The 24,650-nt window shown below is 70.3% G+C and carries 15 protein-coding genes; 7 read left to right on the top strand and 8 right to left on the bottom strand.

Features of this window, described 5'->3' with window-relative positions; translation table 11 throughout:
* Positions 1-7: 7 nt before the first annotated feature.
* The 3 genes from ACVTJA_RS16935 to ACVTJA_RS16925 form a co-directional block, all read right to left on the bottom strand.
* Entirely contained in the window at positions 8-916 is a 909-nt protein-coding gene (locus ACVTJA_RS16935; RefSeq protein WP_465837414.1) for a metallophosphoesterase family protein, read from the bottom strand.
* 179 nt (positions 917-1,095) lie between these two features.
* Positions 1,096-4,041 carry a choice-of-anchor D domain-containing protein gene (locus ACVTJA_RS16930; RefSeq protein WP_465837413.1) on the bottom strand — a complete coding sequence of 982 codons (2,946 nt, stop codon included), beginning with the start codon at positions 4,039-4,041 and terminating at the stop codon, positions 1,096-1,098.
* A gap of 282 nt (positions 4,042-4,323) precedes the next feature.
* Positions 4,324-5,232, bottom strand: a complete 909-nt coding sequence (locus ACVTJA_RS16925; RefSeq protein WP_465837412.1) for a DMT family transporter — start codon at positions 5,230-5,232, stop codon at positions 4,324-4,326.
* Between the two features lie 279 nt (positions 5,233-5,511).
* Between ACVTJA_RS16925 and uvrA the strand changes: the two genes are divergently transcribed.
* Complete coding sequence (gene uvrA, locus ACVTJA_RS16920) at positions 5,512-8,409, top strand: excinuclease ABC subunit UvrA (RefSeq protein WP_465837411.1); 2,898 nt, start codon at positions 5,512-5,514, stop codon at positions 8,407-8,409.
* Between the two features lie 441 nt (positions 8,410-8,850).
* Positions 8,851-10,320 (top strand): POT family MFS transporter, encoded by a 1,470-nt coding sequence (locus ACVTJA_RS16915; RefSeq protein ID WP_465837410.1) that lies wholly within the window; start codon positions 8,851-8,853, stop codon positions 10,318-10,320.
* Positions 10,321-10,399: 79 nt separating this feature from the next.
* Here the strand turns inward: ACVTJA_RS16915 and ACVTJA_RS16910 are convergent, their stop codons facing one another.
* From ACVTJA_RS16910 to ACVTJA_RS16895, 4 genes are all read right to left on the bottom strand, one after another.
* On the bottom strand, positions 10,400-11,962 hold the full coding sequence (locus ACVTJA_RS16910; protein WP_465837409.1) for a peptide MFS transporter: 1,563 nt from the start codon (positions 11,960-11,962) through the stop codon (positions 10,400-10,402).
* 158 nt (positions 11,963-12,120) lie between these two features.
* Positions 12,121-15,045 carry an ATP-binding protein gene (locus ACVTJA_RS16905; protein WP_465837408.1) on the bottom strand — a complete coding sequence of 975 codons (2,925 nt, stop codon included), beginning with the start codon at positions 15,043-15,045 and terminating at the stop codon, positions 12,121-12,123.
* A complete protein-coding gene (locus ACVTJA_RS16900) occupies positions 15,042-15,830 on the bottom strand; it encodes a methyltransferase domain-containing protein (RefSeq protein ID WP_465837407.1) in 789 nt (262 codons plus the stop codon). Before ACVTJA_RS16900 ends, ACVTJA_RS16905 begins: the two co-directional genes overlap by 4 nt.
* Positions 15,821-18,277, bottom strand: coding sequence for a PilZ domain-containing protein (locus ACVTJA_RS16895; RefSeq protein WP_465837406.1), 2,457 nt, complete (start codon positions 18,275-18,277; stop codon positions 15,821-15,823). Before ACVTJA_RS16895 ends, ACVTJA_RS16900 begins: the two co-directional genes overlap by 10 nt.
* Positions 18,278-18,644: 367 nt before the next feature.
* On the opposite strand from ACVTJA_RS16895, the gene nadA reads away from it, so the two are divergent.
* From nadA to ACVTJA_RS16880, 3 genes are all read left to right on the top strand, one after another.
* Positions 18,645-19,577 (top strand): quinolinate synthase NadA, encoded by a 933-nt coding sequence (gene nadA, locus ACVTJA_RS16890; RefSeq protein ID WP_465837405.1) that lies wholly within the window; start codon positions 18,645-18,647, stop codon positions 19,575-19,577.
* A gap of 81 nt (positions 19,578-19,658) precedes the next feature.
* On the top strand, positions 19,659-20,258 hold the full coding sequence (locus tag ACVTJA_RS16885) for a zinc ribbon domain-containing protein (protein WP_465837404.1): 600 nt from the start codon (positions 19,659-19,661) through the stop codon (positions 20,256-20,258).
* 146 nt (positions 20,259-20,404) lie between these two features.
* Entirely contained in the window at positions 20,405-21,139 is a 735-nt protein-coding gene (locus ACVTJA_RS16880; RefSeq protein ID WP_465837403.1) for a class I SAM-dependent methyltransferase, read from the top strand.
* On the opposite strand, the gene ACVTJA_RS16875 is transcribed toward ACVTJA_RS16880, so the two are convergent.
* On the bottom strand, positions 21,132-21,575 hold the full coding sequence (locus tag ACVTJA_RS16875) for a metallothionein (protein ID WP_465837402.1): 444 nt from the start codon (positions 21,573-21,575) through the stop codon (positions 21,132-21,134). The genes ACVTJA_RS16880 and ACVTJA_RS16875 overlap by 8 nt on opposite strands.
* Positions 21,576-21,751: 176 nt before the next feature.
* Here ACVTJA_RS16875 and ACVTJA_RS16870 point away from each other — a divergent pair, with 176 nt between their 5' ends.
* Together ACVTJA_RS16870 and ACVTJA_RS16865 are read left to right on the top strand one after the other, a co-directional pair.
* Positions 21,752-23,320, top strand: a complete 1,569-nt coding sequence (locus ACVTJA_RS16870) for a hypothetical protein (RefSeq protein WP_465837401.1) — start codon at positions 21,752-21,754, stop codon at positions 23,318-23,320.
* A gap of 83 nt (positions 23,321-23,403) precedes the next feature.
* Positions 23,404-24,633, top strand: coding sequence for a hypothetical protein (locus tag ACVTJA_RS16865; RefSeq protein ID WP_465837400.1), 1,230 nt, complete (start codon positions 23,404-23,406; stop codon positions 24,631-24,633).
* The last annotated feature ends 17 nt before the right edge of the window (positions 24,634-24,650 follow it).

The following is a 24,650-nucleotide window of genomic DNA, read 5'->3' as shown; positions in this document are numbered from 1 at the left end:
GCGGGGCTCAGTAACCCGCTTCCGCCGGAGCCCCTTCGCCGTCTCCCACGTGCGGCGGCAGCGAGGACAAGTCCCACCGCTGCCCCGCCTCCCACGACACGGCGCCGGACGTGCCCCAGCCCGCGCGCACGGCCTCCCGGCCTTCGAACTCCAGCCAGAAGACGGCCTCCTGCGCCCTCGCCGCCTGGTCCAGACAGGCGACGCGCGTGGGCTGCCGTCCCTGCTCCTCCAGGGTCACCGCGAAGGCCTTGTGCGAGTGGCCGCACAGCACCCACTTCGGCTGCACCGTGTCCACCAGTCGCCGCGTCACCGGGTTGCCAATCCAGTACGAGGGCAGCGGCCGGGGCGGCGATGGGTTCTCCGCGCGCGCCCGCTGGACGATGCCTCGCGGCCACTCGTGCACCAGCATCACGTCCACGTCGCGCAGCGTGGCCACGTGCTCCACCTCCGCCGTGCGGAAGTAGCCGGCCTGCTTCATCGTGTCCTGCGTGGTGGGCCGCTTCAGCGGCTGCTCGATGAAGCGTGGTGCGTGGATGCCGGACAGGTACGCCACCCGCAGCCCGTGCAGCTCGCGCAGCCCGGCGCGGCCCAGGTAGCAGACGCCCGGGGCCAGCTCGCCGCCGCCCTGCAGGTCGTGCAGCGCCTCGAAGTCCTCGTTGTTGCCACCGATGAAGTACAGCGGCCGCTTCACCCGGCGTACCCCGTCCGCGTACTCCGCGAACTCCGCCGGCATGGTGCGCTTGGCGGCCTTGCGCCGGTGGTCGTCCGCGCGGCGGAAGGCCTCCACGTCCCCCACCGCCAGCACCAGGTCCACGCGGCGGCCGCGCGTCTCCTCCAGCGCGTCCAACCACGTCTCCACGCGGTGGAAGCGCCCGTGGATGTCACCCAGGGCGGCGACGAGAAGGGGTTCCGGCATCTCGGGCCGAAAGGCTGCACGCGCCTCCCCGCCCTGTCGAGTCATCTTTGTGACGTGGGGGTCAATGGCTGACAAATAGCCCGCTCGCCGGCCGGCCGGCCCTGGCGGGGGGAAGAAACGACGGGGCGCCCCCACCTCACGGCGGGAGCGCCCCGGGAGGACCGTGTCGCGTCGCGGGCCTAGTTGCAGCCCAGCGGGTACGTCACCTCAATCATGGAGCCGGGCGCGGGAGCCGCGTTGCGGTCGAAGAGGATGGAGTTGCTGTCCGCCTCGTACTGCCAGCCCTCCGTCACCGGGACGCCGTCCACCGCGACGACGATGCGCGAGGGGTCCGCGGGCTCCTCGGTCAGCTTGAAGCGGCGGTTGGGGCCGAAGGCGCTGTTGGACAGCTTCTCCAGGGACGCGGCCCAGTTCGGCGTGCAGATGCTCTCCACCGCGCCGCCCGTGGACTGCGCGAGCTGGATGTAGCGGCTGCCGGAGCTGCTCGACGTGGGGCAGGTGCCCAGGTCCATGGGACCGACGATGGCGTTGATGCTCAGCTTCGTCTTGTCATTGCCCTTCAGCGCCAGGAAGTACGTCTCGTAGAAGGACACCGGCTGCGAGCTGAAGTCCTCCTCGTCCGACAGGAAGATGATGGCCAGCTTCGCCTCCTCGCGCAGGAAGCCCGCGTTGCCGTCGTTGGCCAGCGGGGTGCGCGGGTCGTCCTGCTTGTAGATGAGCGGGTCCGACAGCGCGCGGTACGCCGCGTCCAGTCCCTGCTCGTTCCAGTGGCACACCCCCACCCGGGTGTTGTTGGCGAAGACGCTCGCCGCGTTGGGCGTGCCCGGGGTGATGATGCGCGGCCGCGAGCCATCCACGGGGAAGAGGCGGCCATTCTCACCGCCCTGCGCGCCGCCCGGGCACTCGGACCAGCCGCCCGGAGACGGGTCCAGACCCGTGGTGGTGACGCCGATGCGGTAGTCCACCGCCGCCTGGCTCGCCGCGCTCAGGAAGGCAGCGAAGTTCTGCCCCAGGCTCTGCTGCTCCTCCATCATGGAACCGGAGTTATCCACCACGAAGAGCACGTCGACCTTCGCCTCGGACTCCTGGAAGAAGCGGTCCGTCTGCTCCGCCTTCGTCACGCCGCGGCCCACGAGGCCCGCCGTGTACTCGGCGCCGTCCGGCAGCATGAAGCGCAGCGTCGCCGCGTCATCTCCGTCATCCACCGGTGTGTAGGAGGCCGTCAGACGCACCCGGCCGCCACGCGGAATCTCGTACGGGAAGGCGTGGTCGCTCGACACCTCGAACTCGCTCCCCACCTGCTCCACCGTCATGCCCGACACCTTCACCGGACCGAGGCAGTCGTTGATGGCGAGCAGCTCGCGGGTGCGCGGGCCGCAGGACAGCTTGGTGACTCCGAAGTCCACCGTGGTGGGCTGCACCGCGAAGCAGCCCTTCACACCCTCACCGGTAATCTGCGTCATCGGGTGGCCCAGCGTCGGGTGGTTCACCCACGCCTCGGCCATGCCATTGAAGAGCCCTTCCGCGTCCGGCTTGAAGCTCACCACCAGCGTGGCCTTCTTCCCCGGCGCCAGCACGCCGTTCTGCACCGGCAGCGAGGTGAAGACCGCGTCCGAGCCCGGCGTGAGCTGCATGGAGGCCAGGTAGCAGTCCTCCGCGCCGGTGTTGCGCACCGACACGCCCAGCGCCACGGAGGCGCCCACCGGCACCTTCCCGAACTTGAGGGTCGGCGGCATGTCATACGTGCAGGGCTTGAAGACGCGGCCCTCGCCGGTCAGCGACACGGCCTCCGTGGCGGAGGTGCTGTTGGTGCGCACCGTCACCGCGAGCTGCCCGGCGCTGGCCTTCAGCAGCCCGGCGCGCGGGCTGAAGGTGACGCCCACCTTCACCGTCTCACCGGCGGGCACGGTGATGCTCGCGGGCGCCTGGGCCAGGGTGAAGTAGCCGCCCTGGAGCGTGTCGAGCTGCAGGTTGCTCACCAGCACGCTCTCCCGGCAGCGGTTGATGACCTCCGCCTCGCGCGTGGCCGTCATCCCCTCCGCCACCACGCCGAAGTCAATCTTGCGCGGCAGCACCGTGACGCACGAGGCACCGCCCTCGCCCGTCAGCGACACCTTGGGACCCGGCGCGGTGGTGCCCTGCTCGCGCACGCCAATCTCCACGCGGCCGTCGCGCACGCGCCCCAGCGCCACTGGCGTGAAGGCCACGCGCAGCTCCACCGCCGCGCCCGCGGCCAGCACTCCCCCCGCGAGCTGCGGCTCGTTCACCACCCTGAAGACGCCGCCCGGGTTGTCCAGGAGCTGCACCCCCGAGTAGCTCAGCGGCTGCGTGCCCTGGTTGCGCACCGTAATCGACTGCTCCGCCGTGGCCCCCAGCGCCACGCGCCCGAAGTCCACGCGCAGCGGCGTCACCTCCAGCTTGGAGGCCACGCCCATGCCGCGCAGCGGAATCACCGCTGGCTCGCAGCCCTCGCACACCACCACGTGCAGCGCGGCCTCCGACTGGCCCAGGCGGTTGGGCGCGAAGGCCACCGGCACCACGCGCTCCTCGCCCGCCGCCAGCGTGGGGGCCTGCCCCGCTCCGGCGGAGAACTGGTCCGCGTCCGTGCCCTGAATCGACAGCACCAGCGGGCTCTCCACGTCGGAGGGATTGCGCACCGTCACCTCGCGCATCTCCACCATGCCCATGGCCACGTTGCCGAAGTCGAGCGCCGCCTCGGGCACCTCGACGAAGGCCTTCACGCCGCGGCCGTTGACGGGGACATTCCCGTCGGCCTCCGCGTCGGTGATGATTTCCACCATGCCCTGCACCACGCCCTCCACCCTCGGCGTGAAGCGGACTTCAATCTCCTGCTCGGCACCGGCCGAGAGGGTGAAGGGCTCGAAGGGCGGAATCTCCACGTTGGGCACGCTGGAGACGGCGCCCTCCACGCGGTACGAGGCGCGGCCACCGTTGGCAATCTTCAGCTTGAAGCTCTTGGTGCGCCCCAGCGCCGCGGGGCCGAACTCAATCGTCTCCGGGCGAACGACGAAAGCGCTCTTCGCCTTCTGGGACGACGGCCGCTCGCAGCCCACTCCAACAATCAACGCCGCCGCCACCCACGCCACCCACAGCGCCCTTCGCATAACGACCTCCCACCACGCCCCGGGGACTTCGAATTCGATGTGCCGCGGTGATCCACGGCTCCGGCGGTGGGCCTTCTGCAACCACGATGCCCGGGCGTTGTAGGGGGAAGACGTCGGCATGCCGACGTGGCAAGCCTCTGGCCTCCATGGGAAACGGCTTGCTCCGAGCGTGGAACAACATTTCCCATTCGGGCCGGAAGTCTGGAGTTTTTTCAGGAAGCGCCGGTACCACACGGACGAATCCAACGGACGGGAGGGGCTGGCGAGTTCAGCAGGCGACGCTCACGCGGTGGGCCGCGACGCCGACGCGGGCGCGAAGAGCCGCCCCACCACGCCGGTGCCCCACAGCACTCCGCCCACGCACACCGCCGCGCCGGTGACGGCCAGCAGAGACACGGGCTCGCCGAGCAGCAGCGCGCCCATCACCCACGAGAAGGCCGGCGTGAGCTGCGTGGCCACGCCGCCCGCCACCGCAGTGACGTAGCCAAAGGCATACGTGAAGGTCATCTGCGCCGCGACGGACGTCAGCCCCACGCCGAGCAGCGGCAGCACCACGTCCCACCCCAGCGGCCGCCAGTCCTGAATCGCGAAGGGCAGGCTGAAGAGCAGGCCGAAGAGACAGAAGGAGAAGAAGACGGTGGCCGAGTCCGTGTCGTGCCGCAGCGCGCGCACCACGACTATCGCCGCGCCGCCCAGCACCGCCGAGCCCATGCCCGCCCACGCGCCCAGCCCCAGCGACAGCGACGCGCCTCCGTCCAGGGTGCTCCACATCACCAGGCCCGCGCCCAGCGTGGTGAGCACCAGTCCGCCCAGCAGCGGCCCGGTGACGCGCTCGCGCAGGAAGAGCCAGCCGATGATGGCCGCGTAGATGGGCCAGCACGCGTTGAGCATCACCGCCGGGCCCACCGTCATCCGGTCGATGGCGATGAAGTACAGGTAGACGGCCGCGCCGCCGAAGACGCCGCGCAGCGCCCACAGCGACAGCCGCCCGTAGCGAGGCCTGCGCTTCAGCACCGGGAAGTAGATGGCGAGGAAGGCCAGCCCGATGAGGAAGCGGCCAGACGCGACCTGCCCGGGGGACAGGCGGCCCGCCAGAAGACGCGTGCACAGCGCCATCACCGCGAAGAGGAAGCTCGAGAAGACGAGCAGGGGAATGCCGCGGTAGCGCTCTGGAAGGACCCAACGACTCATGTACGGGCGCACGCTACAGGGAAACCGCGGAGGCACGAGAGCCACCCTGCTCGCCCCGCCGTCGTGTGCGATGCGCACGCCTGCCCGTCATGCCCGACGCGCTCGCCTGCATGTCGTGCTCGACGCGCACGCCTGCATGTCGTGCGTCGAGCGCACGCCTGCATGGAGACCTGCCACATGTGGGATGTGCGTTGAAACCCGGGGCGTTGGATGTCATCCACTCCTCCCGTGCGAGTTTCCTCGCACCGGAACACCCTTTCAGTGTAAAGCGCCGCCACCATGTCCGAGCCCGACGTCATCTCCCTCCGAGGCGCCAAGGAGCACAACCTCAAGAACGTCTCCCTGGACATCCCCAAGAAGAAGCTCGTCGTCTTCACGGGTGTGTCGGGGTCCGGCAAGAGCTCGCTCGCCTTCGACACGCTCTACGCGGAAGGCCAGCGCCGCTACGTGGAGAGCCTCTCCGCCTATGCCCGGCAGTTCCTCGGGCAGATGGAGAAGCCGAAGTACGACACCATCCGCGGCCTGTCGCCCACCATCTCCATCGAGCAGAAGGCGGCCAGCAACAACCCGCGCTCCACCGTGGGCACCGTCACCGAGGTGCACGACTACCTGCGCGTGCTCTACGCCTCCATCGGCGTGCAGCACTGCCCCAACTGCGGGCGCAAGGTGGGCAAGCAGAGCGCGCAACAGATTGTCGACGAAATCCTGAAGATGCCCGCGGGCAGCAAGATTCAGGTTCTCGCGCCGCTCGTCACCAACCGCAAGGGCGAGCACAAGGACCTGCTCACCGAGGCGCAGAAGCGCGGCTTCTCCCGCGCGCGCATCGACGGGGCGCTCAAGAGCCTGGAGGAGCGCATCGAGCTGGACAAGAAGTCCAAGCACGACATCGCGCTCATCATCGACCGGCTCGTGCTCAAGCCGGACATCAAGACGCGCCTCACCGACTCGGTGGAGACGGCGCTGCGCGAGGGCAAGGGCACGCTCATCGTCACCGACGAGAAGGGCACCCCGGCCTCGGACCGCGTCATGTCCGAGCTGAACGCGTGCCCCACCTGCGGCCTGTCCTTCGGCGACCTGACGCCCGCGTCCTTCTCCTTCAACAACCCGCTGGGCATGTGCACGGACTGCAACGGCCTGGGCACCAAGCCGGAGATGGACCCGGACCTCATCGTCCCGGACCCGTCCCGCAGCATCCGCGACGGCGCCATTGAGCCGTGGGCCAGCGGAATGAATCGCGGCGAGGGCTGGACGGCGGACTTCGTGGAGAGCCTGGCCAAGGCGTTCAAGATTGATTTGGACGTGCCGTACGCGAAGCTGTCCAAGCGTGAGAAGGAAACGCTGATGTACGGCTCCAACGGCAAGAGCTTCACCGTCGAGTGGGGCGAGGGCGGCCAGTACAAGATGGAGTGGGAGGGCCTGGTCGAGCGCCTGATGCGCAACTTCAAGACCACCACCTCCGAGTCGCGCCGCGCCGAGCTGCAGAAGTACTTCAGTGACAAGCCCTGCCCCTCCTGCAAGAGCGAGCGCCTGAAGCCGGAGAGCCGCGCGGTGAAGGTGCACGGCCAGACGATTGTGCAGCTGAGCCGGCTGACCATCTCCGACGCGCTGAGCTTCCTCGGGGACCTGGGGCTCACCGCGCACGAGCGGAAGATTGCCACCGAGCTCCTGAAGGAGATTCGCAGCCGCCTGTCCTTCCTGGTGGACGTGGGCCTGGGCTACCTGATGCTGGACCGCACCGCGTCCACGCTGTCCGGCGGCGAGAGCCAGCGCATCCGCCTGGCGTCGCAGATGGGCAGCGAGCTCACGGGCGTCATCTACATCCTCGACGAGCCCTCCATCGGCCTGCACCAGCGCGACAACGGCAAGCTCCTGGCCACGCTCAAGCGCCTGAGGGATTTGGGCAACTCCGTCCTCGTGGTGGAGCACGACGAGGAGACGATGGAGGAGGCGGACTGGCTGGTGGACTTCGGCCCCGGCGCGGGTGAATTGGGCGGCCAGGTGGTGGCCCAGGGCACGCCGGCGCAGGTGATGGCCAACGAGGCCAGCGAGACGGGCGCGTACCTCTCCGGGCGCAAGGAAATCGAAATCCCCGAGTCGCGCCGCAAGCCGGACCCGAAGAGGAAGATCGTCATTCAGGGGGCGCAGGAGAACAACCTGAAGAACGTGGACGCGGAGATTCCGCTCGGCATCTTCACCGCCGTCACCGGCGTGTCCGGCGCGGGCAAGTCCACGCTCATCAACGAAATCCTCTACCCCGCCCTGGCGCGGCACCTCTACGAGAGCCGCGAGGCGCCCGGCAAGCACAAGTCGATTCAGGGCTTCGAGCACCTGGACAAGGTCATCGACATCGACCAGCGCCCCATCGGCCGCACGCCGCGCAGCAACCCGGCCACGTACACCAAGCTGTTCGACAACATCCGCGACGTGTTCGCGATGACGCCGGAGGCGCGCGCCTTCGGCTACGGCCCGGGCCGCTTCAGCTTCAACATCAAGGGCGGCCGCTGCGAGGCGTGCGAGGGCGACGGCGTGAAGCTGGTGGAGATGCACTTCCTCGCGGACGTGTACGTGCCCTGCGAGGTGTGCGGCGGCAAGCGCTTCAACGAGGCCACCCTGCGCGTGCGCTACAAGGGGAAGAACATCGCCGAGGTGCTCGACATGAGCGTGCGCGAGGCAATGGAGCACTTCGCCGCGCACAGGGACATCATGCGCGTCCTGCAGACGCTGCATGACGTGGGCCTGAGCTACATCCGCCTCGGGCAGCCCTCCCCCACCCTGTCCGGCGGCGAGGCCCAGCGAATCAAGCTGGCGCGCGAATTGGCCCGCGTGGCCACCGGCCGCACGCTCTACATCCTCGACGAGCCCACCACCGGCCTGCACTTCGAGGACATCCGCAAGCTGCTCTCCGTGCTCAACCGGCTGGTGGAGGCGGGCAACAGCGTGCTCGTCATCGAGCACAACCTGGATGTCATCAAGAGCGCGGACTGGGTCATCGACCTCGGCCCCGAGGGCGGCGCGGGCGGCGGGAAGATTCTGGCCACCGGCACTCCGGAGCAGGTCGCGAAGGTGGAGGGCAGCCACACCGGCCGCTACCTGGCGCACGTGCTGTCGAAGGCGCGGCGCGCTCGCGTGGGCCAGCGCGTGGACGGCCCCGCGGTGGAGCTGCAGGAAGCGAGCTGACGTCCCATCGCGCCCTCACCGCGAACATGGAGCGGGGGGCGGGGGTGCCTTCATTCACCCCCAACCCCCCGTCCACCTTGGAGGAACGGTGTCACGGGAGGGGTGTGGTTCGCGAAGTGAGACGTACCGCGAGTCATATGATAGGGATGTCCCAATCCCTGTCAAACGCGTGACAACTAATCAAGTTGTATCGTTCAAGCCGCATCTGTATCGGAATTGCGCGAGCATGCTCGCGAGAGAATTCCGATAGGGGTGTGGCCGCGAGCGCTCCGTGCGCCGCACGGCCTTTTTGACTTGCCGCGTCAGACTGCTGCCCGGGCGAGCGGGTGCAGTCCCCGACTCCGGGCGCGGGGGTGGTTGGAGTCCGGACGCCGCGTTGGATAGGGTGGGCGCCCGCTTTCCCAGAGCCCCACCTTTCGCCACGAGGGAGCACCCCGACGCATGGCACAGACGACCAGCGCCCCCGCCGCGCCGAGCAACAAGTTCCCGCCCCAGATTCCGTTCATCATCGGCCAGGAGGCCTGTGAGCGGTTCAGCTTCTACGGGATGCGCGGCATCCTCACCGTGTTCCTGGCGGACTACCTGCTGCGCCAGTCGGCGGGCGAAGGCGAGGAGCGCACCGCGCTCGCGAAGAGCTACTTCCACCTCTTCATGTTCGGCGTGTACTGGTTCCCGCTCGTGGGCGGCTGGCTCGCCGACCGGGTGTTCGGCAAGTTCAAGGTCATCCTCTGGCTGAGCCTGGTGTACTGCGTGGGCCACGCGTGCCTGGCGTTCTTCGAGAACGTGCCGCTGGGCTTCTACTTCGGGCTGCTGCTCATCGCGGTGGGCTCGGGCGGAATCAAGCCGTGTGTCGCGGCGATGGTGGGGGACCAGTTCAACGAGTCCAACAAGCACCTCGTGAACAAAATCTTCTCCATCTTCTACTGGAGCATCAACCTCGGCTCGTTCTTCGCGGCGCTGTTCATCCCCGAGGTGCTGGCGAGGTACGGGCCGTCGGTGGCGTTCGGCATTCCCGGCGTCCTGATGTTCGTCGCCACGGCCATCTACTGGCTGGGCCGCAAGCACTACGTCATGGTGCCGCCCACGGGGAAGGACCCGCACTCGTTCCTCAAGGTGGTCCTGTCCGCGCTGTTCGCGAAGGGCACGCGCGAGAAGGGCGCGCACTGGCTGGACGCCGCGAAGGCCAAGCACCCCGAGGCGGCCATCGAGGGCGTGAAGGCCGTGCTCCGGCTCGTCGTGCTCTTCATCCCGGTGATGTTCTTCTGGATGATTTTCGACCAGAAGGCCTCGACGCTGGTGCTGCAGGCGAAGTCCATGGACCCGGTGGTGGGCCCCTTCACCTTCCGGCCGAGCCAGATTCAAATCATCAACCCCGGCCTGGTGATGATCCTGATTCCCCTGTTGGCCGGCGGCGTCTACCCGCTCTTCAAGCGCCTGGGCTGGGAGTTGACGCCGCTGCGCCGCATGCCGCTGGGCATGGTGCTGTGCGCGGCGTCCTACGTCATCGCCGGCTTCTTCCAGCAGCGCATGGACAACAAGGAGGTGCTCAACATCGCGTGGATGGTGCTGCCCTACGCGGTGCTGACGGTGGCGGAAATCCTCGTGTCCACCACGGGCCTGGAGTTCGCCTATACGCAGGCGCCGCGCGAGATGAAGAGCGTGGTGCAGTCGCTGTGGCTGGTGACGACGGCGCTCGCGAACATCTTCGTGGCCTTCATCTCGGGCATCCAGGCGTTCAAGGGCCCGAGCCAGTTCTTCTTCTACGGCAGCCTCGCGCTGCTGGCGGGGCTGATGCTCTGGCTCGTGGCGCGCAACTTCAAGGTGCGCGACTACTTCCAGTCGCAGGCCGCCTCCGTCCCCACCGGCGAGCACACGACGGCGGGCGCGGGAGCCACGGCGAAGACGGCGTAGACGCGCGGGCGTCGGAAATGAAAACGCCGGAGCACCCTCGCGGGCGCTCCGGCGTTTCTGTTTCGACGGAAGGCGGGGCTCAGGCCGCGGCCGCGGTGCTCCCCTGCGTCGTGGTGGCCGGCGCGGCGGGCTTCACCTCGTCCGTGCCGTGCATGAGCGCCTTCACCCTGCCGGAGAGCGCCCACAGGAGGCCGCCGCCCAGCACGCCCACCGCGACGAGCGAGAGGAACACGTTGAACTCACCCATCTGCTCGCTGTAGCCGCCCACCACGCCGGACAGCTTGTTGGCCGCGGCGTTGGCGAGGAACCACACGCCCATCATCGCGCTCACCATCCGCGCCGGGGCGACCTTGGTCACCATGGAGAGACCCACCGGCGACAGGCACAGCTCGCCCACGGTGTGGAAGAGGTAGGCCATGATGACCCACCAGGCGGCCGCCTTGCCCATGACGGCGCTCTCGCGCGAGGCGCCCACCATGAAGAGGAAGCCCACGCCCATGAAGATGAGGCCGAGCGCCATCTTCACCGCCACGTTCGGGTCCTTGCCGCGCGCGGCGAGCCGGCTCCAGAGCGCGGCCAGGATGGGGGCGAGCAGCACGATGAACGCGGAGTTGAAGTTCTGGAACCACGTGGTGGGGACCTCCCAGCCGAAGAGGCCGCGGTCCACCTTCTGGTCCGTGTAGAGGTTCATCAGACCGCCGGCCTGCTCGAAGCCCATCCAGAAGAGGACGACGAAGATGGCGATGATGAAGATGGAGATGACGCGGTCGCGCTCCTCCTTCGTCAGCGCACCGGCATGCGCCTCCGCCGCGCTCTTCCCCTGCTTCAGCACCTTGTTGCCCAGCAGCGCCACGGCCACGAACGCCCCGAGCGCGACGGCGAACTTCACCAGCGTGGCGTCCGCGAGCGACGGCACGAGCGCGGCGAGGCCGTAGAAGACGGCGACAGCGACGGCGGTGGCAATCCCATACATCCCCACGCGGCGCCACGCATCCCGGCGCTCCGCATCCGTCTTCTCGGGCGTCAGGCCCACCTTGCCGAGCAGGCCGCGGCTCAGCGCGAGGAACGTGACGAGGCCCAGGAACATGCCCACGCCAGCGGCGCCAAAGCCATAATGCCAGCCGACCTTCTCGCCCAGGGTGCCGCAGATGAAGTTGCCGAGCACCGCGCCCAGGTTGATGCCCATGTAGAAGATGGTGAAGGCGCTGTCGCGGCGGCCGTCACCCTGCTCGTACAGGCCACCCACCATGGTGGAGATGTTGGGCTTGAAGAAGCCGTTGCCGGCGATGAGGAACCCCAGTCCCGTGAAGAAGACGGCCTGCCCCGGGAGTGCCAATAACAGGTGGCCAATCATCATCAGCGTGCCGCCGAACACCACCGCCTTGCGCTGCCCGATGAGGTTGTCGGCGATATAGCCGCCAGCAATCGGCGTCAGGTACACGAGGCCCGTATACGTGCCGTAGAGGGCGAGCGCGTTCCCCGTGGTCCATCCCCAGCCTCCAACCTTGTCGGTCAGGAAGAGCACCAGCAGGCCGCGCATGCCGTAATACGACATGCGCTCCCACATCTCGGTGAAGAACAGGAGGTAGAGCCCTCGCGGGTGGCCCTTGCGGGCGGCGCCCGCCGCAACTGTGGCTTGCATGCCGTGGTTTTCCTTGAAGGAGGGGTGTAACGGAAAAGAGGCGTGACTGTAGCAGACACGCCGGCCATGCCCAGGAGGACACCTGGGCACATGCGGAATTCCCTACCCGCAGGACAGGGAGCCCTGTTCCGGGGCCCGGCGGGCGGGCGTTGTCCGCCTCACCCCAGGCGGCCGACGTGGTGCTCCAGGGACGGCTCGCCGAGCTCCCCTGGCGCGGAGGGCTGCGACGTCGGCGGGCGTAGAGGCAACCGCACCTCCACCTTCGTGCCGACGCCGGGCGAGCTGGAGAGGAGGACCTTGCCGCCGTGCCGGATGATGATGCGCCGGCTCAAGGCCAGCCCCAGCCCGGTGCCCTCGCCCGCGGCGCGGGTGGAGAAGAAGGGCTGGAAGAGCCGCTCCATGTCCTCCTCGCGGATGCCCACGCCGTTGTCGCTGATGGTGATGACGGCCTCGTCACCCTGACGCGCCGTGGCGACGACGATGCGGCCTTGCTCGCCCACCGCGCGCAGGGCGTTGTCCAACAGGTTGAGCCACACCTGGTTGAGTGTGCCCGGGTCGCCCATCACCGGCTCGGTGCACGCGTAGTCGCGCTCCACCGTCACCCCGGACGGCACGCGCCAGGCCAGCACGCTGAGCGTGGAGTCGAGCGAGGAGGCCAGCGACAGCGCCAGCGGCGTCTCGCTCGTCCGGGTGAAGGACAGCAGGGACTCGGCCAGGTGGCGGATGCGCTGGCCGCACTCCTCCACCACGGAGAGCATGGCGCGGCCCAGCTCCACGTCCGTGGGCCCGCCCTCCAGCGTGGCCTTGAGGGGCCCCAGGGCATTCATCAGGCCGTTGAGCGGGTTGCGCACCTCGTGCGCGAAGCCGGAGGTGAGCAGACCGATGGCCGCCAGCCGCTCGTTCTCCGCGGCGCGCACCGCCGCCTCACGCAGGCGCAGCTGCGTCTCGATGCGGGCCAGCAGCTCGCGCGGGCTGAAGGGCTTGCCCAGGTAGTCATTGGCGCCCGTGCCCAGGCCCTCCACCTTGGCGGCCACCTCCTGCCGCGCGGTGAGGAGGATGACGGGAATGTCCACCGTGCGCGCGTCGGCGCGCAGCGCGGTCAGCATCTGCAGGCCGGACATGACGGGCATCATCACGTCCGAGACGATGAGGTCCGGCCGCTCGGCCAGCGCGCGCTGGCGCCCCTCCTCGCCGTTGACGGCCTCCAGCACCCGGTAGTGCTGCGCCAGCATCCGGGCGATGAAGCCGCGAATCTCCGCGTCGTCCTCCACCACCAGCAGGCGCGGCGCGTGCTGGACGGGGCCCTCGTGGTCCCTCGCCGGCGCGGAGAGGGACACGGAGCCGCTGCTGGGGCTGCCCGGCTCCAGCGAGGGGAAGGAGCCCGAGGAGCGGCGGTCCTTGCGCACCGGCATGTCCGACCGGCGGCGCTCGCGCAGGTCCTCGCGGATGTGGGCCGTGCCCTTGGGCAGCCGCACGTGGAAGGTGGAGCCCTTGCCCTGCACGCTCGTCACCGAGATGCCACCCGAGTGCAGCTCCAGCGTCTCCTTCACCAGGGCGAGGCCAATGCCCGTGCCGCCGAAGCGGCGGGTGCCGCTGTTGTCCGCCTGGGCGAAGCGGTCGAAGATGACGGGGATGTCCTGGGGAGCGATGCCCGGGCCGGTGTCCTCCACCTCCACGTGCGCGTCCGTCGCGTCCTCGCGCAGGCGCACCGTCACCCCTCCGGCCTGGGTGAACTTGAGCGCGTTGGACAACAGGTTCTGGAAGACGATGTCGATGCGCTCGTGGTCCACGTGGACGGGGGACACCACCCCGCCCTCCAGACGCAGCCACAGGTTCTGCCGGTCCGCCATGGCCTGGAACGGCGGCAGCACCGAGGCCAGGAAGCCGTTGAGCTCCAGCGGCTGGTAGCGCAGCCGCGCCTTGCCCGACTCCAGCTGCGCCAGGTCCAGCAGGTTGTTGATGAGCCGCAGCAGGCGCTGCGCGCTGCGGTCCATGGTGGCCAGGTGCTGGCGCACCGCCGGCGGCAGCGCTTCCCCGTGCCGGCGCTCCAGCGACTCCAGCGTCAGCAGGATGAGCGTGAGCGGCGTTCGCAGCTCGTGGCTGACGTTGTCGAAGAACTCGCTCTTGAGCCGGTCCAGCTCCTGCTGCTTCGCGAGCGACGCCTCCAGCTTGACGTTGGCCTCGGACAGCTCGCGCGTGCGCTCGGCCACCCGGTCCTCGAGGGCCAGCTTGGTGCGGAAGACCTCGTCGTAGCGCTCCTGCAGCTCGCGCAGCGAGCCCATGTTGGCCTCGGTCTGCGCGGCCAGGGCGTCATCCTTGCGGCGCAGCTCCCGGCGCCGGTCCCACCAGCCGCCCATGCAGAAGCCCGCCGTGGCCAGCGAGCCCACGCAGAACACCGGGTTGCCCAGGCCCGCCACGCTCGCGGCCAGGCCGCCCGCCGTGCCCAGCACCAGCCCCAGGTGGTGCCCCCAGTTGGACGGCGGATCCATCCACTTGAGGTGGTAGCGACACGCGGGCGCGCCATGCACCTGGCACTCCGACTCGCGCACCTCCGCGGGCGACAGGCCCCAGATGGTGGGGAACGACGCGAACTGCCCCATCCGCAGCTCACAAATCTTCCGGTCCTGCTCGAGGATGCTGCTGCGGTACGACAGCTCCAGCCGCTGGCGCTCCAGCCGCTCCACCGTGAAGGTGCCCACGCGGTTGTAGCTGGGAGAGAACTCAATCGTCTGCCGGTAGCACATGCGCGGCGAGCCGACCGCGCGGAGCATGTAGTAGACGAAGCCCAGCGCCTGCGGCGAGGCGGTGAACAGGCCCGCCTGGCGCATGAAGCCGGAGTCCCCGGACTCCGCCTGGAGCACGGACGCCACGCGCTCCAGGAAGCGCAGCGAGACGAAGTTCGTCGGCGTGCGCATGTAGTCCAGGCCCAGGCCGAAGCCGTGCTGTTTCCACACGCGGGACAGGCGCTCCGCGCCGTAGCGGTGCTCGAAGTAGAGCAGCAGCGTGGAGGTGGCGCGAGTGCCCACCTCGGGCGCGTTGTCCGGGGGGAGCGCCTCCTCCCGCCGTGGGGCACTGTCGGTCAAGGCCGGGTTCCTTCCGTCACCAGCGTCACGGCATACTTGAGTCCGTCCGGGTCCGCCAGCATGCGCAGGTACTCACGGCAGTGGGCCTCATAGGCCTCCTTGCCCCCGAAGGCCAGCGCCGCCACCGGCGCCAGCGCGGCGAAGCGAATCTCCCAGTCCTTCATCAGCCGCTCGTCCGCCGCGCCGGCCACCAGGTAGTACGGCAAGAGGTGCACCCGCACGTCGCGCAGCCCCGCCGTGCGGAACTCCGAGAAGAGCTTGCGGCCCACGTGCAGGTCGAACCCGCGCGTGGACAGGGCCTCGACGATGCGCTGCGTGCCCTCGCGCAGCGAGTCCTGGAAGGGCCAGTTCTGGAAGCCCAGCCCGTCGATGTCGGAGATGACCACCTTGCCGCCCGGCCGGGTGACGCGCATCAACTCCGCGAGCGCCACGTCCCGGTCCGGCAGGTACTCGAAGACGTACTGGCTCCAGACATAGTCGAAGGAGGCATCCGGCAGGCCCGTGCGCCGCACGTCCCCCTGGACGAAGCGCAGCCAGGGGCGGTGGGCATTGCGCGCCGCGGCATCGCGGATGCGCTCGGCGTTGAGGTCCAGGCCCGTCACCTGGCCCGTGTCGCCGACGAGGTCGGCCAGCGTCTCCGAGATGCCGCCGGGCCCGCAGCCCGCGTCCAGCACGCGGTCCCCGACCTTGAGGCCCGTCCCGGTGAGGACGGTGCGCAAGTACCCGGCCGCCCCCTCCTGCGCCAGCAGCCGTCGGCCCTCTTCCGAGGACTCCATCAGGTACATGAAGTGTCCTTGTCCTTGTCCTTGTCGGTGTCGGTGGCCGTGTCGGCGCCCTGGGCCGTGGCCCCCCGGCGCGGCCGGCTGAGGCGCTCGAAGAGCGAGCGCCACAGGTCGCACCAGCGGCGGACCATGGAGCGGTGGAAGAGCCACTCGCAGAAGCGCCCCTGGTCCTTGAAGCCGAAGTCGGCCAGGAGCGGCACGTCCTCCTCGGACATCAGCCCCACGGCGGAGGGCCGGCCCTGGGCGCGCGCATGCTCGATGCAGCGCGCCACCAACGCGCGCAGGGCCTCCGCTGCCTGGGGGTGCTCACGGTCCGCCACCGCCAGCCAGAAGGCATTCGTCACCTCGATGAGGCTCAGGCCCGGCGAGGCCTCCTCCAGCAGCGCCATGGCCAGCGGCCCGTCCTCGCCATCCACCACGAACATGCGCCGGTCGCGGTGCAGCCCGGCCGCGGCGAAGCGCGACTTCAGCTCGTCCTGCGCGTCCGGCTCGGCCTGGAGGTCCTCCGCCAGCACCCGGACCACCTCGCCGCGCGAGCGCAGGTGGGCCTCCAGCCAGGTCCGGTCCTCCCGCGTCCCCTCCCGCACGGGCAGCGTCGGCGCGGGGACCTCGGGCGCGTCCTCCAGCGCCAGGCGCATGTAGTGGAACGAGCGGAGCTGGCTGAAGCCCCGGTCCTCCATGACGCGGGCCAGCCACGTGCCCAGCCGGTTGGGCCAGCGGTTGTCGCCGCGCCACATGTACCGGATGAACTCCACGTCCTCGACGGCCTCTCCCAGCTCCACCGCGAGCGCGGTCAGCTCGTTGGCAATCTGCTCGTGCCGGTGGTAGCCGGGACGCACGGCCAGGTGCTGCACCAGCCACGAGCGCGAGTGCATCCGCAGCCCGCCCACGTGACCCATCATCCGGCCCTCGTCCGTATAGAGGATGGAGCGCCCCAGGTCCTTCGCGCGGGCCAGCTTCTGGTGCGTGTCCTCCAGCGCGGCCAGGTAGCGGGGCTCGCCGCCGAAGGGGTAGTCCGGATGGAAGGTGTAGTGCGACTCCTCCATCATCTTCCAGATGTCCGCGAAGTCCTGGCGCCCGCCGTCCAGCGAGGCCGGGCAGCGCGCCGCCATGAAGGCATCCTGGATGGCGTCGCGCACCGCCGGGGGCACCTCCAGCAGCCGCACGCCGCAGCGGTACGGGCGCAGCTGCCGGTCGAAGCGCCTGTCGGCCGTGACGGCGTCCACCGAGCGCACCTCGGCGAGACACGGCACCGACGAGCCGTCCGGCAGCAGCAGCGACGCCTCCAGCTTGGAGCCCGCGGGCAGCACCTCGCACGAGGCGTCGAACGGGAAGGCGAAGCCGCGGCTGCTCAGGTCCAGCACGGAGCGGGTGATGCGCTCACCGTTGATGGGCGCCTGGAACGTCACCAGGAAGCGGTGGTCCGGCCCCAGGCGGAAGCGCTGCATGCCCCGCCGGTTCTGCTGGTTGAAGGTGCGCGGCACGCTCAGCGCCACGTCATGGGGGCCGCGCCGCAAGACGCTGGTGGCGCCCGAGTAGCTCTGGCCGCCCACCTCGAAGGAGAGCTGCAGCACATCTCCCTGGTCCGCCGGGAAGCCACCGTTGTTGAGGCCACGCAGCACCGCGCGCCCGGAGACCAGCTCCACCACCGGCGCGTCCAGGCGGAAGTGCGAGGACGGCGTGTCCAGGAAGTGCAGCCAGATGGGCGACTCGCGCCGCACCGCCTTGCGCAGCGCGCCGAGCACGATGACGGGGTCCCTCACCGTCGTGGAGGGTGACTTGCCAGGCTCGTCCAATACCTCGCTCCAGGTGACACCCAGCCGCAGGTAGGGCTGGGAGAACCCCCGTACCTGATAGGCATGCCGGATGAAGGCGCGAGGGACCTGGAGTACGAGCTTGCCGTCGCGCTCCATGCACAGGTCCTCCAGCGCGGTGCCCACGAGGAAGGCACCGACGGAGGTACTGAGCGGCATGCGCAGCGCGGCGCCGAAGTTGCCCACGTCCAGGCAGCCCGCCGTGTACGTCACCCCGTGCAGCCGGAAGTGGACGTCCAGCGTGCTGCTGGGGGCCACGCGCGCCGAGGCGCGCGACTGGAGGAGGTTGGTCAGGCGCCGGCCGATTTCGGAGATGGTGAGGCTGTCATCCAGCGTGTTGAAGACGTGGCCCTCCGCGGCCGTCTCCACCAGCTCCTCCAGTCCCTGCCGGTCCGTCTGAGAGCAGACGAAGACGCGCACGGCCTCGGGGGCCGCGCGGTCCACGTGCCGGAGGAAGCGGCGCGCATTGTCCGGCGGCGCGATGATGAGCGTGGGGACGGCGGACTCCATCCGCCGCGTGGCTTCCGATTGCGACTCCACGGCCACGACCCGATGGACACCTAGAACCGCGGCCAGGGCAGCGCGGCGGCCAGCGTTCGGATGCACAATCAGCACGTCCTGAGTGGGGACACTCATGTCACTCCTCGACGGAAAGGCCTCACGGCGGAGCCAGCGCGTTCCAGACCCTTCGTTCCTGCCCCAGGTCTGGTGCTGCCCCCTCCAGAGCCAATCGCGTGTTCTCGAACCCTGATGTGATTTGGCTTGTCCAACCTTGACAGCAGTGCGGATGCGCCCCACCGAGACGACCCGGGGGATTGCGCGCATTCTACCTGCTCCCAGCCATCAGGTGAGGCCATCCATGGCGAAGAGTAGCGCGACGGGGGGGCGGTGCAGAGACGACCCAGGGACACTTGGGGAGGCCCGCCCGGCCGGTCGGCGGGAGAGGGCCGCTATGGCCTGGCACCCTCGACCGGGTTAATTGTCCTCTACGCAAGGAGGTGCGATGGGCACCGAGGTGGACTACGCGAAGGAAATCCAGGAGCTCAAGCGTTCCATGAACGCGGTCATCCTGGCGCATTACTACCAGGAGAGTGAGGTGCAGGACCTCGCCGACTTCGTGGGGGACAGCCTCGCGCTGGCGCAGGCGGCGGCGACGACGAAGGCGGACGTCATCGTCTTCTGCGGCGTGCACTTCATGGCGGAGACGGCGAAAATCCTGAACCCCACGCGGCAGGTGCTGCTGCCGGACCTGAAGGCCGGCTGCTCGCTCTCCGACCGGTGCCCGCCCGCGGCCTTCAAGGCCTTCAAGGACAAGCACCCGGGGGCCTTCGTGGTGAGCTACGTGAACAGCTCCGCCGCGGTGAAGGCGATGAGCGACGTCATCTGCACGTCGTCCAACGCGGTGAAAATCGTGAACCAGGTGCCGAAGGACCGGCAAATCCTGTTCGCCCCGGACCAGCACCTGGGGCGCTACGTGATGAAGCAGACCGGTCGCGACATGGTGCTGTGGCCGGGCAGCTGCATCGTCCACGAAATCTTCAGCGAGAAGAAGCTGGTGCAGCTGAAGGTGGAGCACCCGGACGCGGACGTGGTGGCGCATCCGGAGTGCGAGGCGCCGGTGTTGCGGCACGCGGACTTCATCGGCTCCACGAAGGGCCTCCTCGACTACGTGCTGAAGAGCCCGAAGGAGAAGTTCATCGTGGTGACGGAGGCGGGCATCCTCCACCAGATGAAGAAGGGCGCGCCGCACAAGACATTCATCCCCGCGCCTCCGGACAATGGCTGCGCATGCAACGAGTGCCCGTACATGCGGCTGAACACGCTGGAGAAGCTGTGGCGCTGCATGAAGGAGCGGACGCCGGAGCTGGTGATGCCCACGGATTTGCGCGAGGCCGCCCGGGCGCCGCTGCAGCGGATGCTGGAGTGGTCGGTATAGGGGCGGGCGGGGAACTCCGAGCAGCGGACATTTGGCAACTCGCGCCTTGCTTCGAAACGGGCGGGGTGCAATGGAGCAGGCGTGGCCTTCCGATTCCTCGCAGTCCCCGGGCACCGACTGGTCAACTACCCCCAGTCGCTGCCGGACGATGAGCGCCTCGAGCCGGAGCTGCCTCCGGTACACGAGGCCGTGGAGCGTGCCCTGACGGGCGCCGAGTTCCGCGACGTGCGCGCCCGCGACAGGCTGCGCGCCCTCCTGCAGGGGGACCGTCCCCCCACGCTGGGCGCCCCCGAGGCGGGCTTCGGCCCATCCGCCGTCTTCGCGCAGCCGCCCCAGGACTTGCCGGCGCTCCTGCGGCTGGCGGACGAGTTGGAGAACCTGGCGAAGCGAGAGGCCGGCGAGCGCGCCCTGGTGTGGAAGTGCACCGAGTGCGGGGCCCGCTACGCGGTGCCGGTGGCGCTGGTGCGCCAGGTGTCCATCCGCTGCGAGCGGTGCGGCAATCCGGTGGAGCTGACGTCCCCGCGCAGCCTGGGCGAGGAGGCGCTCATCGACCCCTTCCTGGGCGCGGTGAATCACAGCCGGCGCGAGCTGGCCGCCTTCTTCCGCGAGGCCATGGCGCGCGGCTGGCCGGTGCTGGTGGCCGAGGACAAGCGCGTCGCGCGCACCCCGCCGTCGGCCTGAGCCGAAGCGCCGTGCCATGGTGAAAGCGGTTCTCGTGTGGGGCCGGGGGCGCTAGCCTCACCGGTTCCATGCGGCGCGCGCTCGTCTCCCTCCTTCGGTGTCCCCGGTGCCGGCGTGGCGGCCTCCAGCCGGAGGTGGATGCCGCGGTGCTGCTCTTCGGCCCGCTGCGCTGCACCGAGTGCCGCGCGACGTTCCCCGTGGCGGAGGGCGTGGCGGACCTCGTGGTGGAGCACTCCGCCGCGGGCACCGTGCAGCGCGGCCTGGAGAATCGCTGGGTGGCGCGCTCGTACGAGCGCTACGTGCGCCCCGCGCTGGAGCGCGCCCTCACCCGCCAGTCGTGGGACGTGGAGAGCGAGTACGTCCTCTACCGCAACCTGCTGGGCCGCCCGGAGGCGCCGGTGCTGGACGCGGGCTGCGGCACGGGCCTGATGGCGCGGAGGCTGGCGAGAGAGCCGGACTTCCCCACCGTGGCGGCGATGGACGTGTCGCGCGCCATGCTGGAGGAAGGCGTGGCCCAGGTGCGCGAGGCCGGCACCGCGGTGGACTTCCTCCGCGCCGAGGCGCCCTACCTCCCCTTCCAGGACGGCACGCTCGGGGCGGTGCTGATGGCCGGCGCGCTGCACTTCGTGGCGGACCTGGGCCGGATGATGTTGGAGGTGTCGCGGGTGCTGCGCCCCGGCGGCCGCTGGGTGGCCAGCACCTACCAGCCCCCGGGCGCGCCCACGGCGCTCCTGCACAAGCGGCTGGGACTGCACCCGCGCGGCGAGGCGCTGCTGCGCGCGGAGGCCACCGCGGCGGGGCTGGTGCGCTTCGAGCGCGTGTCGCTGCCGCCGCTGCTGGTGGTGAAGGCGGAGAAGGGCTCCGCCGAGTCGCTCAGATGAAGATGCCGGCGGAGGCGTCGTAGCGGGCCTCCTGGAGCTTCAGCTCGGCGGGACGGCCACGCAGCGCGTCCATCACCTGGTGCTTGGACTTCTGGCACTTGGAGCAGCTGCACGAGCCCTTCTTGCAGGTGCAGTCCGCCTTGCTGCCGCAGTTGCACTTGCCGGCGATGAGCGAGTCCAGCGCGTCCAGCGGGCGCTCGACCTCACCACGCGCGGGCGATGCCTTCGGGTCCGCCGCGCCGGCCTCGTCGGCCGCCTTGGTGGCGTCAGGCTTGGGAGTGGCGTCCGCCTGCTTCGCGTCGGCCTTCGCGGCCTCGGCCTTCTTCGCCTCGGCGGCGGCCCGTGCGTGGGCCTCGCAGGCGCGAGCCGAGCCCGGCGCGAGCAGCAGCCCTCCGGCCATCAGCCCCGCGGCCACCATCGTCGCGATGCGCATCATGTCCGTTCTCCTTCGGGATACCGCCACGGCACCCACTCTCGCCGTGCGCTCATACCGCAGCCCCCGCCCCCTGCCAAGGATGAAGGCCACACCTTTGTCTACCCGTGACGGTTGGCTGGCTGCTCGCACGGGTTTGTCGCCGGGGCTGGAGGTGGCGCGTACAGTCCGCGCCTTCCGTGACGAACCGAAACGACCGACGCGTCTACGCCGTGGCGCTGGTGCTGGGCGCGCTGCCCCTGTGGGCGTCGCGCGACCTGCCCATGACGGACCTGCCGCAGCACCTGTACCTCATCTCCGTCCTGCACCGGCTGGATGACGCCACCACGCTGTACCCGCAGCTCTTCGCCGCGCGTCATGAGCTGACGCCGTACCTCGGCTACTACTACCTCGTCAGCGCCCTCAACTGGCTCTTCCCTCTGGAGATGGCCAACCGCGTCTTCCTCACCGCGTACGTGGTGGGGCTGCCGCTGGGGCTGGGCTTCCTCTTGCGCAGCCTGGGGCGGCCGGTGTGGCCGTCGCTGCTGGCGCTGCCCTTCGCGTACGGCGACAGCTTCGGCTGGGGCTTCGTCAACTATTGCGCGGCGCTGCCGCTGACGCTGCTGTGCTGCGGCCTCTTCGTGCGGACGCTGGAGGACGTGCCCCGCCGCCGGAAGTGGGCCGTGGGGCTGGCGGTGTGCCTGGTGGCGGTGCTGCTCTTCCACGTGCAGGCCTTCGGGTTCCTCGCCTTCGGGCTGCCGTGGTTGCTCCTCACCACGTCCGTGCCGGAGGACGCGGGCGCGAAGGGCCTGGGCGCGCGGCTCGTGCCCCGGGTGCCGGCGCTGTTGGGCGTGGTGCCCGGCGTGGCGCTCTTCCTCGGCTGGGTGGTGCTGCGCTTTGGCGAGCCGCCGGACATCCAGCCCGGCGTGCCGTGGAAGGCGTGGGGGCCGACCTTCTCGCCGCAGAACCTGGCGTGGAAGAGCTTCGAGCAGAACCGGGCCGAGTTCCTCGAGGTGCTGGCCAACACGTTCCGCGACGGCTCGGACCGGTGGGCGCTGTACGCGGTGGGCGCGGTGGCGGTGGCCGCGTGGGTGGCGGGGCTTCTGCGGCCGGACCGCTCGAAGGCGCGAAGGCCCGTGGGTGGAGCGCGGCTGCTGGGACTGGGGTTGCTGGCGCTGGCGCTCTACTTCCTGCTGCCCTTCGACATCCGCGGGTACGTCTACTACCTGAACACGCGCTATGCGCACCTGGCGGCGGCGCTGCTGGTGGCCACCGCGCCGGCCGCGGTGCCGGAGTGGCGGCGGCCCCTGCGGCTGGCGGCGGCCGCGTGCGCGCTGGTGCTGGGCTTCGTCATGACGCGCGGCTACCGGGCCTTCTCGCGCGAGGCCGCCGTCGAGTGGGAGCCGCTGGTGGCCGCCACGGCGCCCAGGGCGCGCGTCATGGGGCTCATCTTCGACAGCCAGTCGCGCGTGGTGCGCTTCCCGGTGTTCCTCCACGGCGCGGCCGTGCTGGCCCGCGCTCGCGGCGGCGTGCCCAACTTCACCTTCGCGTCCACGCCGCACTCGCCGCTGCGCTACTCCGGCGAGGTGCCGCCGACCTTCCCGTCGGAGTGGCAGCCGCAGCAGATGGACTACGCCACGCAGGGCGTCTGGTACGACCACTTCCTCGTGCGCGGCGTGCACCCCTCGCGCGTGTTCGGCGCGCGGCTCCAGTCGGAGCTCGTGGTGGTGGCGGAGTCCGGACGGAGCTGGCTGGTGCGCCGCCGCTGAGCACGCGCGAGTGTGGCCTGGTGGGCGCACGCCCCTCACGTCCCGTGCCCCGCACCATGCCGCGTGCAGTAGAAGGCCCGGGCATGAGCGCCAATGAACCCCGCCCCCTGCTGGACGCGCTGCGCGCCGGCACCCCGCTGCCCGCCTTCCCCGCCGACGCCGTGGAGGCCGCCCGCACCCTCGCGCGGGACGTGCGCGCGGCCTCGCCCGCCGCCGTGGAGCCCCTTCCGGAGGCCCTCGCCGCCGCCGTGCTGGAGGCCGCCGTCCTCGAAGGCCTGCCCGCCCTCCCCGAGGCCCTCTGCAACTCCAAGGTGAAGCCCCTCGCCAAGGCCGCGAAGAAGGCGCTGTACCGCCTGCGCTCGCGCGGCGTCGCCGTGGCCGAGGCTCCCCGCCCCAGCGAGCCGGAGGCTCCTCGCGCCGCGCCCGCGCCGGAAGCGCTGCCCGCCATGGCGTCCACCATCACCAGCGCGGGCGAGCGGGCGGTCGTCATGGCCCGCCCGCTGAAGGGCGGCGGCGTGGAGATGGTGCAGGCCCTCATCACCGAGACGGAGGGTGTCGTCGAGCTGCGCGTGGGCGAGAAGAGCCGCGGCAGCTTCCGGCGCCTCCTCAAGGAGAGCCTGGAGCGCGGCGGCACGGTGGAGCTTCCCCTGCACGAGGCCGCCACCCTGCTCGCCGAGGCCGCCGGCACCAACCTCCGCACACGCACGCCCTTCCCGCCCGATTTGGACCTGGCGCTGCGCCACCTCGGCGTGCAGCCCCAGGTGGAGCCCACGCCCCTGCCCACGCCCGAGCCCGAGGACGTGCGCCGCGTCCTCGAGGGCGACACGCTCCACGCCACGCCGGAGATGGCCACCTGGCTGCCGCCGGAGCCCGACGTGAAGCGCCTCCTGCAGAAGATGGACGAGGTGATGCACAGCCCGCTGGCCCTGAGCGACGTGCAGCGCCAGGAGCAGCTCCAGGCGGCGGTGCGCACCGTGGCGCGCGACTTCCTCGCCACCCCGGAGCTCCGCCAGCGCTACGCCCTGCGGCTGTGGCGCATGGCCGACTACTTCGAGCGCACCGCCCGCCCACACGAGGCCGAGGTGGCCCGGGGCGAGGCCCGCCGCCTCTACCATGACGCCGGGGAGCCCACCTCGCGCTTCATGGAGCGGCTCTTCGACAAGGTGCTCGCCCTCGTCGCCGCCGCCGGCGCCCGGGCCAGCGCGCAGGGGGCCGCGGCGACCCAGCCCCCGGGTACGACGTCCGAGGCCCCCGCGGCCGCGCCTGCTCCCTCGCAGGAGCGGCGCAGCCCCGGCGGCCTCATCCTCCCCTGACGCGCGGGGAGGCGGCG

This window comes from Pyxidicoccus sp. M6 (assembly GCF_055568925.1).
The sequence above is the reverse complement of the archived record's forward strand: the minus strand, read 5'-3'. Positions and strand labels throughout refer to the sequence as shown.